The organism is Janthinobacterium sp. BHSEK (genome assembly GCF_056174685.1).
Genome location: NZ_JBWBYV010000080.1, coordinates 20,230 through 35,688 on the forward strand (window position 1 = coordinate 20,230; position 15,459 = coordinate 35,688).

Sequence of the window (15,459 nt, forward strand, 5' to 3'; positions counted from 1 at the left end):
GACGCTCTGCGAAGACATCCAGGCCTGGAAATCTTGTCTATACTAAAATCTTAGCATAGCCATATGGACATATTGCGCACTGCAGGCGTGCCTTATCGATGGATCACCACCAGCAGGGCCTTGCCCTCGGTTTTCCCAAGATTACGGATGATATGCGGCTGGTCCGCCGGATAGCGTGCCGTGCCGCCATTTTTGACCTTTTTCTTCGCCGCGCCCACTTCCAGTTCCAGGTTGCCGTGGATCACCGTCAAATGCTCGGTGGTGCCCGGGTCGTGCGGCTGCGAGGCCAGTTCGCCACCGGGCGCCAGGGTCACTTCATACCATTCGTATTTGCCGGCCAGTTCCATCGGCCCCAGGATGCGCAGCACGTAGCCCGCGTGGTCGCCGGGCAGGGTGGGGGTTTCGTGGGCATCCGTGATGCGGATGGTTTCCACGGCTTTTTCGGCGCTCGACAACAATTCGCCGATCTGCACGCCCAGGGCGTTGGCCAGGCGCCACGTAATGGCGATGGTGGGATTGGCTTTTTCGCGCTCGATCTGCGACAGCATGGACTTCGAGACGCCCGCGATGCGCGACAAATCCTCGAGTGTCAGGCCGCGCGCCAGGCGCAGCCGTTGCAGGGTGGCACCCACTTCAGGGGGAGAATTGGTCGAAACGCTGGTTTTCATCGGCAGGTGGCTTGCAAAGTTCAAAAGGCTTGGGTAATATCCACTATATTGAATTTCAGTTCGAAATAGTGGATTTTGAAGGAAATCACGGAAACGTGTAGACTTCAAACAGCGCTTCACGGTACAGCATACCGCGCGCACCGGTCAAGCGACGGCTTTTCCCCTATGACGGCCAATACAACACGCATACAACAGGGACACACAAGGATCATCATGAGCGAGCAAGCGAAGAACACCTTTTTCAGCGGTCTGCAACAGAACCTCGATCAACTGCGCCAGCAAGGCTTGTACAAGCCGGAGCGCGTGATCGCCTCGCGCCAGGGCGCTGAAGTGGTGTGCGACGACGGCCGTACCCTGATCAATATGTGTGCAAACAACTACCTGGGCCTGTCCGGCGACTTGCAGACGCAGGAAGCATCTATTGCCGCCACGCAAAAATACGGCTACGGCCTGTCGTCCGTGCGTTTTATCTGCGGCACGCAAACCGTGCATAAAGAATTGGAACAGGCGATTTCCGCCTTCCTGGGCACCGAAGACACGATTTTGTACGCGGCGGCCTTCGATGCCAACGGCGGCGTATTCGAGCCCCTGTTCGATGAAAACGACGCCATCATCTCGGACGCGCTGAACCACGCCTCCATCATCGACGGCATCCGCCTGTGCAAGGCCGGCCGCTACCGCTATGCGCACAACGACATGGCCGACCTGGAAGTGCAGCTGCAAGCGGCGATTGCCGCCGGCAAGCGCCACAAGGTCATCGTCACGGACGGCGTGTTCTCGATGGACGGCACGATCGCGCAACTGGACAAGATCTGCGACTTGGCCGACAAGTACGGCGCGCTGGTGATGATCGACGAATGTCACGCTTCCGGCTTCATGGGCGCGACGGGCCGCGGCACGCACGAGCACCACAATGTGATGGGCCGCATCGACATCATCACGGGCACCCTGGGCAAGGCCCTGGGCGGCGCCATGGGCGGTTTTACCTCGGCGCGCAAGGAAGTCATCGACACCCTGCGCCAGAAATCGCGCCCCTACCTGTTCTCGAACACCCTGGCGCCATCGATCGCCGGCGCTTCGCTGTCGGTATTGGAGCGCCTGGCCAAATCGACGGAACTGCGTGACCGCCTGCATGACAACACGGCGTTCTTCCGCAGCGAGATCGAACGCATCGGCTTTACCATCAAGCCGGGCACCCATCCCGTGGTTCCCGTGATGCTGTTCGACGCGCCCGTGGCACAGAAATTCGCCGCCCGCCTGTATGAACTGGGCGTGCTGGTGACGGGCTTCTTCTACCCGGTCGTGCCGATGGGCCAGGCCAGGGTGCGCGTGCAGCTGTCCGCCGCCCACACCCGCGCACAGCTGGTGCAGGTGCTGGCCGCCTTCGAGCAGGCCGGCAAGGAACTGGGTCTGCTGACCACCACTACCACGACCAACTAACAAGAATTCAGGAAAATAGCATGGAACGCATCTTAGTCATTGGCGCAAACGGCCAAATCGGTAGTGAACTGGTGGGCGCGCTGGCGCAGCAGCACGGCGCGGACAACGTCATCGCCAGCGACATCGGCACGAATAATCTGTACCAGGCCAAGCGCTACGCGCAACTAAACGTGCTGGACAAGGACGGCCTGGCGAAGATCATCGCCGACGAGAACATCACCCAGGTGTACCAGCTGGCGGCCATGCTGTCGGCCACGGGCGAAGCGGCCCCGCTGAAGGCGTGGAGCCTGAACATGGATGGCTTGCTGAATATCCTGGAACTGGCGCGCGAGCGCGGCGAGGCGGGCAAACCGCTGCGCATCTTCTGGCCATCGTCGATCGCCGCCTTCGGCCCGAACACGCCGCAAGTGAACACCCCGCAAATGACGGTGATGGACCCGACCTCGATGTACGGCATCAGCAAGCTGGCCGGCGAGCGCCTGTGCGAATACTACTTCAACAAGTATGGCGTGGACGTGCGCAGCATCCGCTACCCGGGCATCATCAGCTACAAGTCGCCTCCGGGCGGCGGCACCACCGATTACGCGATCGCCATCTTCCATGCGGCCTTGCGCGGCGAGCGCTATGACTGCTTCCTCGATGCGAACACCACGCTGCCGATGATCTACATGCCCGACGCCATTCGCGCCACCATCGAACTGATGGACGCGCCGGCGGCATCGATCAAGATCCGTTCTTCCTACAATGTGGCCGGCGTGTCGTTCAACCCCGAGCAGCTGGCGAAAGCCATCGTGCGCATGGTCCCCGATTTCAAGATCAGCTACAAGCCGGACAGCCGCCAGGCCATCGCCGACAGCTGGCCGCAAAGCCTGGACGACAGCACGGCCAGCGCGGACTGGGGCTGGAAGGCGCGGATCGGCGTCGAGCAGATGGTCACGGACATGCTGGCCAATGTCGATGCGGGGCAGGCGGCCAAGGCGGCTTGAATTCCCACGACCACTATATAGATAACTAAAACACAAGCAAAGAGACACTACATGGATATGAGCGTATTTGACCTGTTCAAGATTGGCATCGGGCCGTCGAGTTCCCACACGGTGGGGCCGATGGTGGCGGCGCGGCGTTTTCTGGTCGAATACGGTCCGCTGGATCAGGTAGTGGGCGTCGAGGCGGCCCTGTATGGCTCGCTGGCGCTGACGGGCGTGGGCCATGCCACGGACAAGGCCGTCATTCTTGGCCTGATGGGCGAGACGCCGCAGGACGTGGCGCCCGATGCCGTCGACAGCAAGCTGGCCGCCATCGAGGCGGCCGGAGAAATCGCGCTGCTGGGCACGCACGTGGTGCCGTTCACGGCCGCCACGGGATTGATCTGGCACAAGAGCGAATCGCTGCCCGAGCACCCGAACGGCATGCGCTTTACCCTGAAACTGGCCGACGGCAGCCGGGTCGACAAGGTGTATTACTCGATCGGCGGCGGCTTTATCCGCGAGGCGGGCGAGGCCCAGGCCGAAGCGGCCGTGGAATCGGCCGCTGCCGCCCGCGTCGTCTTCCCCTTCGACACCATGGAGCAATTGCTGGCGCATGGCGTGGAAAGCGGCCTGTCGATCCCTGAAATGCTGCGCGCGAACGAGTGCGTCAAGCGCAGCGAGACGGAGCTCGATGCAGGCCTGGACCGCATCTGGCACGTCATGCGCGACTGCATCGCGCACGGCCTGGAAACGACGGGCAACCTGCCGGGCGGCTTGAACGTCAAGCGCCGCGCCGCCAAACTATGGCGATTGGCGCAGGAAGCGAAGGCGTCGGACAACCGCGCCAACGACTTGCCGCACGACGCCGTCCACCTGGTCAGCCTGTACGCGATGGCCGTCAACGAGGAAAACGCGGCCGGCGGCCGTGTGGTCACTGCCCCGACCAACGGCGCCGCCGGCATCATCCCGGCCGTGCTGCGCTACTACGCGCAGGATTGCCGCCCCAGCGATCCGGTCGGCGGCGTGCGCCGCTTCATGCTGACGGCCGCGGCCATCGGCATGCTGTGCAAACGCAATGCCTCGATCTCGGGCGCCGAAGTGGGTTGCCAGGGCGAAGTGGGCGTGGCCTGCGCCATGGCGGCGGCCGGCCTGGTGGCGGCCCTGGGCGGCACGAACGAGCAGATCGAAAACGCGGCCGAAATCGGCATCGAGCACCACCTGGGCATGACCTGCGACCCTATCGGCGGCCTGGTGCAGATCCCCTGCATCGAGCGCAACGGCATGGGCGCCGTGAAGGCGATCACGGCCGCCTCGCTGGCGTTGAAGGGCGACGGCACGCACTTCGTCAGCCTCGACGAAGTCATCGAAACCATGCGCCAGACGGGCGCGGACATGCAGGACAAGTACAAGGAAACGTCCTTGGGGGGCCTGGCCGTCCACGTGATTACCGTCAACCACGCCGCTTGCTGATGCGCCGGTGGCGGCGTCGGATTACGCGCGCAGCGCTAATCCGACCTACGCCATGACGCAAGCAACGCAGGTCGGCGTAGGTCGGCTTAGCCCGCAGGGCGTAAGCCGACATCACCAAATAAGTAAGCCGACATCACCAAAGCAGCAAACCACCACCTCACTCCTCCTCAAACAACTGCTCCAGCCTGCGCGGGTAGTGATTCAGAAAATCGCGCGTGACGGCATAGTGTTCCGTGTCTTCATACGCCACTTCATGGATGCCGCCGCCCGTAAACATCAGGATTTTCGCGTTCGGATAGGCGAGCAGAATCGGCGAGTGGGTGGCGATGATCAGCTGCGAGTCGTCCTGCACCAGCTGGTGGATCACCGATAAAGCCGCCATCTGGCGGCTGGGCGACAGGGCCGCCTCGGGTTCGTCCAGCAGATACAGTCCCTTGCCCCGCAGCTTGTTGATCAGGGTTGCCATGAACGCTTCGCCGTGCGATTGCGCGTGCAGCGACTTGCCGCCGTAGCTGCCCAGGTATTCGGGCATCTCGTCCATGTAGGTGGCGACGTTGAAAAAGCTTTCGGCGCGCAGGAAATAGCTGTCCTCGGGTTTTTTATAGCTCTTGCTCAGGCGCAAGTGCGCATGCAAGCCCGATTCCTCGTCCGAGGGCAGGGCGATGCGCACGTTGCGCGTGCCGCCATCCTTGCCGAAACCCAGTCCCACGGCCAGCGCTTCGAGCATGGTCGACTTGCCGCTGCCATTTTCGCCCACGAAGAACGTCACGTCGCGGTGAAAGTCCATGTGCACGAAGTCGCGGATGGCGGGGATGGTGAAGGGATAGTGATCGAGGTCGACGACGGCGTCGGGGCGCAGCGTGGCGCTTTGCAGATACGGTTTTTTACTCAGCGACATGACCGCTTCCATGAATGACCCGCAGGCGGGCCGACAAGTACGAGTGTGGCGCAAATCAGGCGCACGCGCCAGTACGCGGCCCCATCTTTATGCGGGACGTTGACCGCATCACCAAAAATTTCCAAAATACAATGATTTCACCTCTGCCCGGCGCTGTTGTTTGACAACAGGGGCGCGACGCGGGACGGCTGCGTGCGCATGCGATTCGCCTTGGGCGGCGGCTGGCACTATAATATCCGCTGCCATTCATGATCAACCGCACTCAGCTTAACTGGACTCTTCAAATCTATGCATTACGTGTCTACCCGCGCTGACAAAGCGCCATCGAATCTGCAGCAATTTTCCGACATCCTCCTGGGCGGCCTGGCCCCCGATGGCGGACTGTATCTCCCTGAACACTACCCGCAAGTCACTGGTGCCGAGCTCAATGCCTGGCGCACATTGTCGTATGCCGACCTGGCCTACGAAATCCTGAAGAAGTTCGCCACCGATATCCCGGCCGCGGACCTGAAGGCACTGACGGCGAAAACCTATACCAAGGCAGTCTACAAGAACGCCCGCGCCGGCGAAAACGCGGCCGACATCACGCCGCTGCGCGTGCTCGAAGAAAACGTCGTCAAGGGCGGATCGACCACCCTGATGCTGCAGGCCCTGTCGAACGGCCCGACCCTGGCCTTCAAGGACATGGCCATGCAGCTGCTGGGCAACCTGTTCGAATACACGCTCACCAAGCACGACGCCGAACTCAATATCTTCGGCGCCACCTCGGGCGACACGGGCAGCGCGGCCGAATATGCGATGCGCGGCAAGAAGGGCATCCGTGTCTTCATGTTGTCGCCGCACAAGAAAATGAGCGCGTTCCAGACGGCGCAGATGTTCAGCCTGCAAGACCCGAACATCTACAACATCGCCGTCGAAGGCGTGTTCGACGACTGCCAGGATATGGTCAAGGCCGTGTCGAACGACCTGCCGTTCAAGGCGAAACAGAAGATCGGCACCGTCAATTCCATCAACTGGGCGCGCGTCGTGGCGCAGGTCGTGTACTACTTCCGCGGCTATCTGGCGGCCACCACCAGCAACGAGCAAAAAGTGTCGTTCACGGTGCCGTCTGGCAACTTCGGCAATATCTGCGCCGGCCATATCGCCCGCATGATGGGCTTGCCGATCTCGAAACTGGTGGCGGCGACGAATGAAAACGACGTGCTCGACGAATTCTTCCGCACGGGCGTCTACCGCGTGCGCAAGTCGGCCGAGACCTACCACACGAGCAGCCCGTCGATGGATATCTCGAAGGCGTCGAACTTCGAGCGCTTCGTCTACGACCTCGTGGGCCGCGACAGCGAGCGCGTGCGCGCCCTGTTCACGAAAGTGGAAACGCATGGCGGCTTCGACTTGTCCGGCAAGCCTGGCAGCGATGGCGACGAGTTCAAGCTGGTGGCCAAATACGGCTTCAAGTCGGGCAAGTCCACGCACCAGGACCGCCTCGACACCATCCGCGACGTGGCCGACGACTACGGCATCACCATCGACACGCACACGGCCGACGGCATCAAGGTGGCGCGCGAGCACCTGGAGCCGAACGTGCCGATGATCGTGCTGGAAACGGCGCTGGCGGCCAAGTTCAACGAAACCATCCTCGAAGCGCTGGGCGTGGACGCGGAACGCCCGGCCGGCTTCGAAAACATCGAAGACTTGCCGCAGAAGTTTGTCGTGATGGATGCCGACGTGGAAAAAATGAAGGCGTATATCGCCTCGAACACGGGACTGTGATGACAGAAGCCAGCACAGTACGCAAACCCATGCTGTCGGTGGCCGAGGCGCAAGCCTTCATGCTGGGCGCGGCGCGCCCCGTGGCCGAAGTGGAGCTGGTCGACACCATGCGCGCCAACGGCCGCGTGCTGGCGGCCGCGCAGACGTCGGCCCTGAACGTGCCCGAGCGCGACAACACGCAGATGGATGGCTATGCCGTGCGCGCCAGTGACTGCGCCAGCGGCGCGGCCAGCCTGCCCGTGTCGCAGCGCATCGCGGCCGGCCACGTGGGCCAGCCCTTGCAGCCGGGAACGGCCGCGCGCATCTTTACGGGCGCCTTGCTCCCGGACGGCGCCGATTGCGTCGTGATGCAGGAGCAGTGCACGGTGCTTGACGGCGTGGTGACGGTCAACCACGTGCCGCACGCGGGCGAATGGGTGCGCCGCCAGGGCGAGGATATCCGCGCCGGCGGCGAAATCCTCGGCCCGGGCCGGCGCCTGCGCAGCCAGGAAATGGGCCTGGCCGCCTCGGTGGGCCTGGCGCAAGTGCCGGTGCTGCGCAAGCTGCGCGTGGCCGTCTTCTTCACGGGCGACGAGCTGGCCATGCCGGGCGAACCTTTGGTGCCGGGCGCCGTCTACAACTCGAACCGTTTTACCTTGCGGGGCCTGCTGGAAAACCTGGGCTGCGAGATCACGGACCTGGGCATCGTGCCCGACAGCCTGGAAGCGACAAAAGCCGTGCTGCGGCAGGCGGCGCAGGGCAATGACCTGATCATCACCTCGGGCGGCGTGTCCGTGGGCGAGGAAGACCACATCAAGCCGGCCGTGGAAGCGGAAGGGCGGCTGAACATGTGGCAGATCGCCGTCAAGCCGGGCAAGCCGCTGGCGTTTGGCGAGGTGCGGGACGCCTTCTTTGTCGGCTTGCCCGGCAATCCCGTCTCCAGTTTCGTCACGTTTTTACTGTTCGTGCGCCCCTTCATCCTGCGCCTGCAAGGCGTGGCGGGCAGTCTGGCGCCGCGCAGCTACAAGCTGCCGGCCGCGTTCGAGCGGCTGAAGGCGGACAAGCGCAACGAGTTCCTGCGCGCCAGGGTCAATGAGGACGGCGAGCTGGAACTGTTCGCCAACCAGAGTTCGGGCGTGCTGACGTCCACCGTGTGGGGCGACGGCTTGATCGATTGCCCGCCGGGGCTGTCGATCGCGCGCGGCGACATGCTGCGGTTTATCCCGTTTAACGAATTGCTGTACTAAGGAAGTATCGATGAAGATCAATCTGCGTTTTTTCGCCAGCGTGCGCGAGCTGGTGGGCACGGGCCAGGAAGCACTGGAAGTAGCCGGGCCGCTGACGGTGGGCGAGGTACGAGCTCTCCTGATCGCCCGCGGCGGCAACTGGGAATATGCGCTGGCGCAGGGCCGCGCGCTGCGCATGGCGCATAACCAGGTGATGTGCGATGCCGATACCGTGATCGCTGAAGGCGACGAGGTGGCGTTCTTCCCGCCCGTGACAGGCGGCTGAGCATGTCCGCGCAAGAAAATGGCCGCTGAAGCGGCCATTTTCTTATCGCGACTTGGCTTTTGGCTTGTCCCCGCTGCACGCGGCGCAGGCGACGGCCTTCCGATAACGCCAGTATTTCGAGCCGATGAAGATGGCCGACGCCACCAGCGACCAGGCCAGCGCGCTGAGGATGTCGGTCTGGCTGGGGCTGCCCTTGCTGTATTCGACCACCGCGAGGATGATGAATAAGATCGAGCTGGCCAGCAAATAGCGGGAAATCCAGAATCCTGCGCCCATGTGTTTCTCCTCTTGTCGTCGCGTTGTCTCGTGAAGTCGAAGTGCCGATCGCTGCGGCATGTCCGCGCAGTATGCATCATTTTTCGGCATTCTTGCCATCCGCTGGGCTGATCTCGACTAAAATGCCGGGGTTTTCACCGTCTTCCAGCATGCCATGACCCATTCCAGCCTTTCTCCCTTCCACATCGCCGTCATCGGCGGCGGCCCCGCCGGCCTGATGGCCGCCCAGGCGGCCGTCGAGCAGGGCGCCAGGGTGGAGCTGTTCGATGCCATGCCTTCCGTGGGGCGCAAATTCCTGCTGGCAGGGCGCGGCGGCATGAATATCACGCACGCGGAAGACTACCAGTCCTTCGTCTCGCGCTACGGCCGGCCGGCGCACCGCGTGAAACCGGCGCTGGACCAGTTCGGCCCGCAAAAAGTGCGCGACTGGGTGCACGGCTTGGGCGTGGACACCTTTGTCGGCTCGTCGAACCGCGTCTTCTCCACGGACATGAAGGCGGCGCCCTTGCTGCGCGCCTGGCTGCACCGCCTGCGCGAAGCGGGCGTGCAGTTTCACATGCGCCACCGCTGGACGGGCTGGCAGGATGGCCAGCTGGCCTTTGCCACGCCGGACGGCGAGCGCCGCTTCACCTTTGATGCCGTGATCCTGGCGCTGGGCGGCGGCAGCTGGGCGCGGCTCGGGTCGGACGGCGCCTGGGTGCCCCTGCTGCAGGAGCGCGGCGTGGCCGTGGCGCCTTTGGCGCCGGCCAATTGCGGCTTCGACGTGGACTGGAGCGAGCATTTCAGCAGCCGCCATGCGGGCGAACCGCTGGCGACGGTGGCCATCTCGGCGCGCGACCTGGATGACTGCATGATCAAGCGCCAGGGGCAGTTCGTCATCACGGCGGGCGGCGTCGAGGGCAGCCTGATCTATGCCTTGTCGGCCGCGCTGCGCGAGCAGATCGCGCGCGACGGCCACACCACCATCTGGCTCGACCTGGCGCCCGACCACACGCATGAACGCGTGTTCGAGGAAGTGACGCGCCCGCGCGGTTCCCGCTCCATGTCCAGCCACCTGAACAGCCGTCTGGGCATCAAGGGCGTGAAATCGGGCTTGCTGCGCGAATGCCTGAGCGCGGTCGACTTTGCCGACGAATCCAGGCTGGCGGCCGCCATCAAGCTGCTGCCCGTCACGCTCAAGCGTGCGCGCCCCATCGATGAAGCCATCAGCAGCGCCGGCGGCGTGGATTTCGACGGCATCGACGGCAGCATGCTGCGCGCCATGCCGGGCGTGTTCGTGGCGGGGGAAATGCTGGACTGGGAAGCGCCGACGGGCGGCTACCTGCTGACGGCCTGCCTGGCGCAAGGCAAGGCAGCCGGCGAGCAGGCGGTGGCGTGGCTGGAAAAGAGTCGTTAGAGAACCGTCATCCTCAATGCCAGATGATATCGCCTGACCCGCTTTTCTGGGTCTCGCGCTGGCGCGGGTTGCCGTGCACGTGGATATCGCCGCTGCCGCGCAGGGTCAGGTTGGCGGCGTCGCGCACGAAGACGGTGCTCTGGCCCGAGCCTTGCAGGCTGACGCTGGCCTTGTCGGCGGCCAGGTGCTCGGCATCGATGTCGCCTGAGCCGCTCAGGTCGGCGCGCAGGAATTTCGTGTTGCCGCTGGCGGCGATGCGCCCGGACCCCACCATTTCCAGCACCACGCTGTCGCTGTTGCCGGCATTGATGTCGAGGTCGCCGCTGCCGTTGACGGTCGCCTGCACCTGCTTGTAGCGTCCCGTGAAGCTGACGTCGCCTGAGCCCGTCAACTCCAGGATAAAACTGTCGCCGGAAAATCCCGTGATCTTGCTGTCGCCATTGCCATGCACTTCCACGCGCACGAGGGCTGGCAGCACCAGCTCCACCTGCAGCGGCTGGCGGTGGTGGAACAGCATGCCTTTCGGGCCGATATGCAGGGTCGTGCCATCGGACGTCGTGTCGACGTTCGACAGCAGCCGCTGCTCGCCGCTCACCTTCAGCGATGGCGTGGCGCCGCGGCGCAGCACGAGGTCGATGGGGCCGGCCAGGTCGATGCTGGTGATATTGGCGGCAATCGGGCGCATTTCGCTGCGCACGGCGCGGCCGGCAGCGCTGCTGGGATTGCTGATTCCCTTGGCGCGCAGGGCCGCATACGACATGGCGATCAGGACCAGGGCCAGCAGGAACATGGACAGGCCGACTTTGAATAAGCGTTTCATGGCAGCCTTTCTAGTGACCTTTGAGGAGGGAAACATTCATGGCGATGTAGCGCTTGATGCCGATCAGGGTATAACGCGTGACCACCAGACTGAGCAGGAAGATGGCGATGCCGCCAAGCAGCATGCCCATGCCGAAGACGGTTTGCGTGGTGCGCGCATCGCGGTCCATGTCGGTGGAGATGCGGATGCCGCCGCCGGCGAGCGCTTCGGCCCGCTCCATCACGCGCGACGACGCGCCCGGCGTCTCGGGTTCGGTTTTGACGGGGCCGGGCAGGTGGTCGACTTCGATGCCCGTGTCGCCGATGGTGATGCGCGTTTCGCGCCGCTCGTCCCCTTCGCCGCCGTCATCATCATGGATGAAGACGTGGCGCAGGGGGCCCTCGAGCACCAGTTCGTTGGCGCCGGACAAACCGCTGGCCGTGATGGCGATGCCGGCCAGGTAAAAGCTCAGGCCGACGGCATACAGGGTGGCCAGCAGGGCCGCGTACACGGCGGCGGGCACGACCATGAACAGGTTGAAGATGGCCAGGCCCACCAGCGAGACGAGCAGGCGCAGCAGGTTGACGGGGGTTTTCTTCTGTTCGAATGCCTGGCGGTGGGTGCTGCTGCGCAAGGTGAGGGCGATTTTTTTCGGATCGCCCAGTTCGTCGGCGATCTCCTGCTCGCTGCGTCCCGCCGCCGCCCCTTCGATGAAGGTCTGTTCGTAATAGTCCATCGTCTTGGCCACCAGGTCCGGCGGCAAGCCTGCCAGCGCGCGCCGCAGCGCCTCGAGATAATCTTGCTTGTTCATCATATTCTTCCTGTCCGTCCGCTGCGCCGCTTCATCCCACTGCCGGCAACAGCATGCTTGCCTGGCTCAGCATGAGTGGTGCTTGCGGCCCCTGCGGTCCGTGAACGACGATCAGGGTGGCGAGCAGAACACAAGCGAGCAGCGCCACGGCTTTCAAGCTGTTTTTCAAGTGCAAGGTGGTGTGCATGGTATTCCCCGTGGCAAGGCCGTTGTCGATGATCGGACTGTACCCAAGCGCAGGCGGACGCACCAGCGCGGTGCGACAGAATGCAATTTCGCGGGGGCGAGCGACACCAGGGAAGGATGCACCGTCAAGTCTGTTTTGCCGCCTTGTCCGTGTTCGCCATCCTGGCCGCCGCCACGCCGCTGCGCACGGCCGCCTCGATGGTGGCCGGATAGTCTTGCGTCCGGTCGTCATTGGCCGTGTAGTCGCCGGCCAGCAGCAGGCCCGGCATGCCGCTGGCATTGCCGGGGCGCCGCAGATCCGGCGCGCAGGCAAAGGTGGCGCGCTTTTCCGTGATCAGCTGTGTCCAGGCGGGCTGCGCCAGCTCCGGGCGCTGCAGCACTTGCGCCAGCTGCGCGGCGATCGCCTGCGCCAGCGGCCCATGGCCTTGCTCGGCGGCAACGCCCGATGCGCTGATGACGACGGCCAGCAAGCCCGCCTGCTTGCTGTCGAGCTGGCCCCGGTCGAAGACGAACTGGCCCCAGTGCTGTTGCTCTGGTGCTTCGACGAGGGCGTAGAACGGCAAGTCCAGGCGCACGCTGGCGTCGTACTGCAGGTAGCAGGTGCTGATGGCTTCCGGCGTGAAGGCTTGCATGCGGTCAATGGCATCGGCCAGGCGCGCGTCCTGCAAGCCTTGCAGCAGGCTGGCGGCCTGCACGGACGAGGTGGCGACGATGACGCCGTCGTAGGTGTCGGTCTCATCGAGCTGCCAGCGGCCATCGGGCAAGGCGTGCAAGGCGGCCACCTTGGCGCCCGTGCGCACCGCGCCGCCATGCTGTTCCACATAGCGGGCGGCCGCGTCGGGCAGCAGGGCGGAGAGGTCCGCCTTCGGGATCAGCATGTCGGAGGCGCGGCGGCGCGATGCCCCCAGGCTGTCGCGCAGCACGTTGATGAAGACGCGGGCCGAGGCCCGCTCGGGCGGCGTATTCAAGGCCGCCAGGCACAGCGGGTGCCACATCAGGCGGTTCAAGGTGTCCGTCTGGTCGAAGCGCTGCAGCAATTCGGTTACCGTGCAATCGTGGTACAGCTGCCAGCCCATCCAGCGCATGGCCGTGGAAAAGCGCATCAGCGACAGCTTGTCGGCGCGCTGCAAACCTTTGGCGCGCAGCAGGGCCCATGCCAGGTGCAGCGGCGCGGGCAGGCGCGGCGCGAGAAAATCCATGCCTTTAGCGCCGGGCGGATAGCGCATCTGCAGGGGCAACGACAGGATCAGCTCGGCGTGGTCTTGCCCCGCGAGCTTGATCAGACGTAAGGTTTCCGTATAGGCGCCCAGCAGGATGTGCTGGCCGTTGTCGAGTACGCCGCCTTCGCGTTCGACCCGGCGCGCCCGCCCGCCCAGGGTACGCGCCGCCTCGAAGATGGTGACGGCGTGGCCGGCGCGCGCCAGTTCCATGGCCGCCGCGCAGCCGGCCCAACCGGCGCCGATGACGGCGTAGCGTTGCTTCACGCTACGCTCAGCCACGAACCCAGGTCTTCCAAGCCAGCCACAGTTTGCGGATCGGCGTGAGCGAGATGCGCTGTTTCAGCACGTGATAGCCGTCGCGCTCGACTTCATTGAGCAGGGTGCGGTAGATGGCGGCCATGATCAGGCCTGGGCGCTGGGCGCGGCGATCCTCCGCCGGCAGCAGGACGAAGGCCTCGTCATAGGCTTGCTGTGCGCGCGCCGCCTGGAAGCGCATGAGGTTTTCGAAGTTCTCGCTATGGCGCGCGTTCAGCAAATCGGCTGCCGTCACGTTAAATTGCTGCAACTCGCTGATCGGCAGGTAGATGCGCCCCTTGCGCGCATCCTCGCCCACGTCGCGGATGATGTTGGTCAGCTGGAAGGCATGGCCCAGCTTTTCCGCATACAGCAGCGTTTCCGGGCGGGTCGCGCCAAAGATGCTGGCCGACAAGATACCGACCACGCTGGCCACGTGCCAGCAATAGCGGCTCATGGCCTGGTAATCGAGGTAGCGGGTCTGGTTCAAGTCCATTTCCATGCCGTCGATGATGGCCTGCATATGCTTTTCTTCCAGCTTATATACGGCCAGGTGCGGCTGCAGCGCGCGCATCACGGGATGCGTGGGGTTGCCCTCGTACATGGCTTTGACTTCCTTGCGCCACCAAACCAGCTTGGTGCGTGCCACGGCTTCGTCCGTGCATTCATCGACCGTGTCGTCGACTTCGCGGCAGAAGGCGTACAGGGCCGTGATGGCCTTGCGGCGCTCGGCCGGCAGGAACAGGAAGCTGTAGTAGAAGCTGGAGCCGCTCTGGGCGGCCTTTTGTTGGCAGTATTCGTCGGGAGACATAGTCAAAAGAGCAAGGGTTGCAGATCGAAGCCGCTATTCTATCGTCTTACAGAGTAGGCGACGGGGGAAAAGCCGTTTTTACTTGTGTCTCTTGATGCAGGCTTTTGCGCGACATGCGCAGGGCGCGCCAGAAAATGATCAGCCAGTCGCGTTTCTCCAGCTTGGGGCGGCGCCGGAACACGTCGTAATTGACGGCTTCGATGGCTTCGAGGATGCGCAAGCCCCCTTGCACCACCAGCCGCAGTTCCCAGCCGATGCGCCCGCGCAAGCGCAGGGCCAGCGGCGCCCCGGACAGCATCAGGGCGCGCGTGCGGGCCACTTCGAAGCGCATCAGGGCGCTCCACTTGCCGTGCGCCTCGGGCCGCTCGAAGGCGGCGGCGGAGACGGCAAAGCGGCTCAGGTCTTCCATCGGCAGGTAGATGCGCTCTTTTTGCTGGTCGATGGCGACGTCTTGCAGGAAATTAATTAGTTGCAAAGCTGAACATATCGCATCGGAATCGCGTACATTCTGTTCATCGGCCGCACCGTACAGGTGCAGCATCAGCAGCCCCACAGGGTTGGCGGAGCGGGCGCAGTAATCGAGCACATCGTCATAGCTGGCGTAGCGCGTCGTTTCCACGTCCTGCTTGAAAGCGGACAATAAATCGTGGAATGGCTTCAGTGGCAGCTGGAATTTGGCGATGACGGCGGCCAGGCGTTCGAACATGGCGGCGTTCTCGCCGGCATGGCCTTCTTCGCGGGCGATGCGTCCCAGCGCCTCTTCGTAGGCGTGTAGAAAGGCCAGGCGTTCGGCCGGCGTGGCGTCGCCTTCATCGGCCAGGTCGTCGGCGCTGCGGGCGAAGGCATAGATGGCTTCGACGGCGGGCACCAGGCGGCGCGGCAGTAAAAATGATGCAACAGGAAAATTTTCGTAATGGTCTACAGGCATTGAACACGCTTCTTTAGTCTTGCAGTTTTTTAA

Annotated in this window: 16 protein-coding genes; 7 read left to right on the plus strand and 9 right to left on the minus strand. The window is 63.8% G+C overall.

From position 1 onward, the window contains the following. Positions 1-92: 92 nt before the first annotated feature. Positions 93-668 carry a helix-turn-helix domain-containing protein gene (locus AC0V2Y_RS23770; protein WP_071323776.1) on the minus strand — a complete coding sequence of 192 codons (576 nt, stop codon included), beginning with the start codon at positions 666-668 and terminating at the stop codon, positions 93-95. Between the two features lie 213 nt (positions 669-881). On the opposite strand from AC0V2Y_RS23770, the gene kbl reads away from it, so the two are divergent. The 3 genes from kbl to AC0V2Y_RS23785 are packed head-to-tail and all read left to right on the plus strand — an operon-like array spanning position 882 to position 4,546. Continuing rightward, the gene (kbl, locus tag AC0V2Y_RS23775) at positions 882-2,108 is read left to right on the plus strand and encodes a glycine C-acetyltransferase (RefSeq protein WP_475414505.1); all 1,227 of its coding nucleotides are present in this window, start codon (positions 882-884) and stop codon (positions 2,106-2,108) included. Between the two features lie 20 nt (positions 2,109-2,128). Further along, positions 2,129-3,094, plus strand: a complete 966-nt coding sequence (locus AC0V2Y_RS23780) for an NAD-dependent epimerase/dehydratase family protein (protein ID WP_475414506.1) — start codon at positions 2,129-2,131, stop codon at positions 3,092-3,094. 51 nt (positions 3,095-3,145) lie between these two features. Further along, entirely contained in the window at positions 3,146-4,546 is a 1,401-nt protein-coding gene (locus AC0V2Y_RS23785) for an L-serine ammonia-lyase (protein WP_475414507.1), read from the plus strand. 157 nt (positions 4,547-4,703) lie between these two features. Here AC0V2Y_RS23785 and AC0V2Y_RS23790 read toward each other — a convergent pair whose 3' ends face one another. After that, positions 4,704-5,444 (minus strand): AAA family ATPase, encoded by a 741-nt coding sequence (locus AC0V2Y_RS23790; protein WP_475414508.1) that lies wholly within the window; start codon positions 5,442-5,444, stop codon positions 4,704-4,706. Positions 5,445-5,732: 288 nt separating this feature from the next. Between AC0V2Y_RS23790 and thrC the strand changes: the two genes are divergently transcribed. The 3 genes from thrC to moaD are packed head-to-tail and all read left to right on the plus strand — an operon-like array spanning position 5,733 to position 8,705. Then, positions 5,733-7,214 carry a threonine synthase gene (gene thrC, locus AC0V2Y_RS23795; protein WP_475414509.1) on the plus strand — a complete coding sequence of 494 codons (1,482 nt, stop codon included), beginning with the start codon at positions 5,733-5,735 and terminating at the stop codon, positions 7,212-7,214. After that, a complete protein-coding gene (locus tag AC0V2Y_RS23800; RefSeq protein ID WP_475414510.1) occupies positions 7,214-8,440 on the plus strand; it encodes a molybdopterin molybdotransferase MoeA in 1,227 nt (408 codons plus the stop codon). Before thrC ends, AC0V2Y_RS23800 begins: the two co-directional genes overlap by 1 nt. Positions 8,441-8,450: 10 nt before the next feature. After that, positions 8,451-8,705: a molybdopterin converting factor subunit 1 gene (gene moaD / locus AC0V2Y_RS23805; RefSeq protein ID WP_475414511.1), complete on the plus strand. Its 255-nt coding sequence runs from the start codon at positions 8,451-8,453 to the stop codon at positions 8,703-8,705. A 42-nt stretch (positions 8,706-8,747) separates the two neighbouring features. Here the strand turns inward: moaD and AC0V2Y_RS23810 are convergent, their stop codons facing one another. Next, complete coding sequence (locus AC0V2Y_RS23810) at positions 8,748-8,981, minus strand: hypothetical protein (protein WP_475414512.1); 234 nt, start codon at positions 8,979-8,981, stop codon at positions 8,748-8,750. A 154-nt stretch (positions 8,982-9,135) separates the two neighbouring features. On the opposite strand from AC0V2Y_RS23810, the gene AC0V2Y_RS23815 reads away from it, so the two are divergent. Continuing rightward, complete coding sequence (locus tag AC0V2Y_RS23815) at positions 9,136-10,377, plus strand: TIGR03862 family flavoprotein (protein ID WP_475414513.1); 1,242 nt, start codon at positions 9,136-9,138, stop codon at positions 10,375-10,377. A 13-nt stretch (positions 10,378-10,390) separates the two neighbouring features. Here AC0V2Y_RS23815 and AC0V2Y_RS23820 read toward each other — a convergent pair whose 3' ends face one another. The 6 genes from AC0V2Y_RS23820 to hpnC form a co-directional block, all read right to left on the minus strand. Continuing rightward, entirely contained in the window at positions 10,391-11,197 is an 807-nt protein-coding gene (locus AC0V2Y_RS23820; RefSeq protein ID WP_475414514.1) for a head GIN domain-containing protein, read from the minus strand. 10 nt (positions 11,198-11,207) lie between these two features. Then, positions 11,208-11,990, minus strand: a complete 783-nt coding sequence (locus AC0V2Y_RS23825) for a DUF1700 domain-containing protein (RefSeq protein WP_475414515.1) — start codon at positions 11,988-11,990, stop codon at positions 11,208-11,210. A gap of 28 nt (positions 11,991-12,018) precedes the next feature. Continuing rightward, positions 12,019-12,174, minus strand: coding sequence for a hypothetical protein (locus tag AC0V2Y_RS23830; RefSeq protein ID WP_475414516.1), 156 nt, complete (start codon positions 12,172-12,174; stop codon positions 12,019-12,021). Positions 12,175-12,298: 124 nt separating this feature from the next. Continuing rightward, a complete protein-coding gene (gene hpnE / locus AC0V2Y_RS23835; protein ID WP_475414517.1) occupies positions 12,299-13,657 on the minus strand; it encodes a hydroxysqualene dehydroxylase HpnE in 1,359 nt (452 codons plus the stop codon). 7 nt (positions 13,658-13,664) lie between these two features. Next, a complete protein-coding gene (gene hpnD / locus AC0V2Y_RS23840) occupies positions 13,665-14,498 on the minus strand; it encodes a presqualene diphosphate synthase HpnD (RefSeq protein WP_475414533.1) in 834 nt (277 codons plus the stop codon). Positions 14,499-14,544: 46 nt separating this feature from the next. Next, positions 14,545-15,426 (minus strand): squalene synthase HpnC, encoded by an 882-nt coding sequence (hpnC, locus tag AC0V2Y_RS23845; RefSeq protein ID WP_475414518.1) that lies wholly within the window; start codon positions 15,424-15,426, stop codon positions 14,545-14,547. Positions 15,427-15,459: the final 33 nt, after the last annotated feature.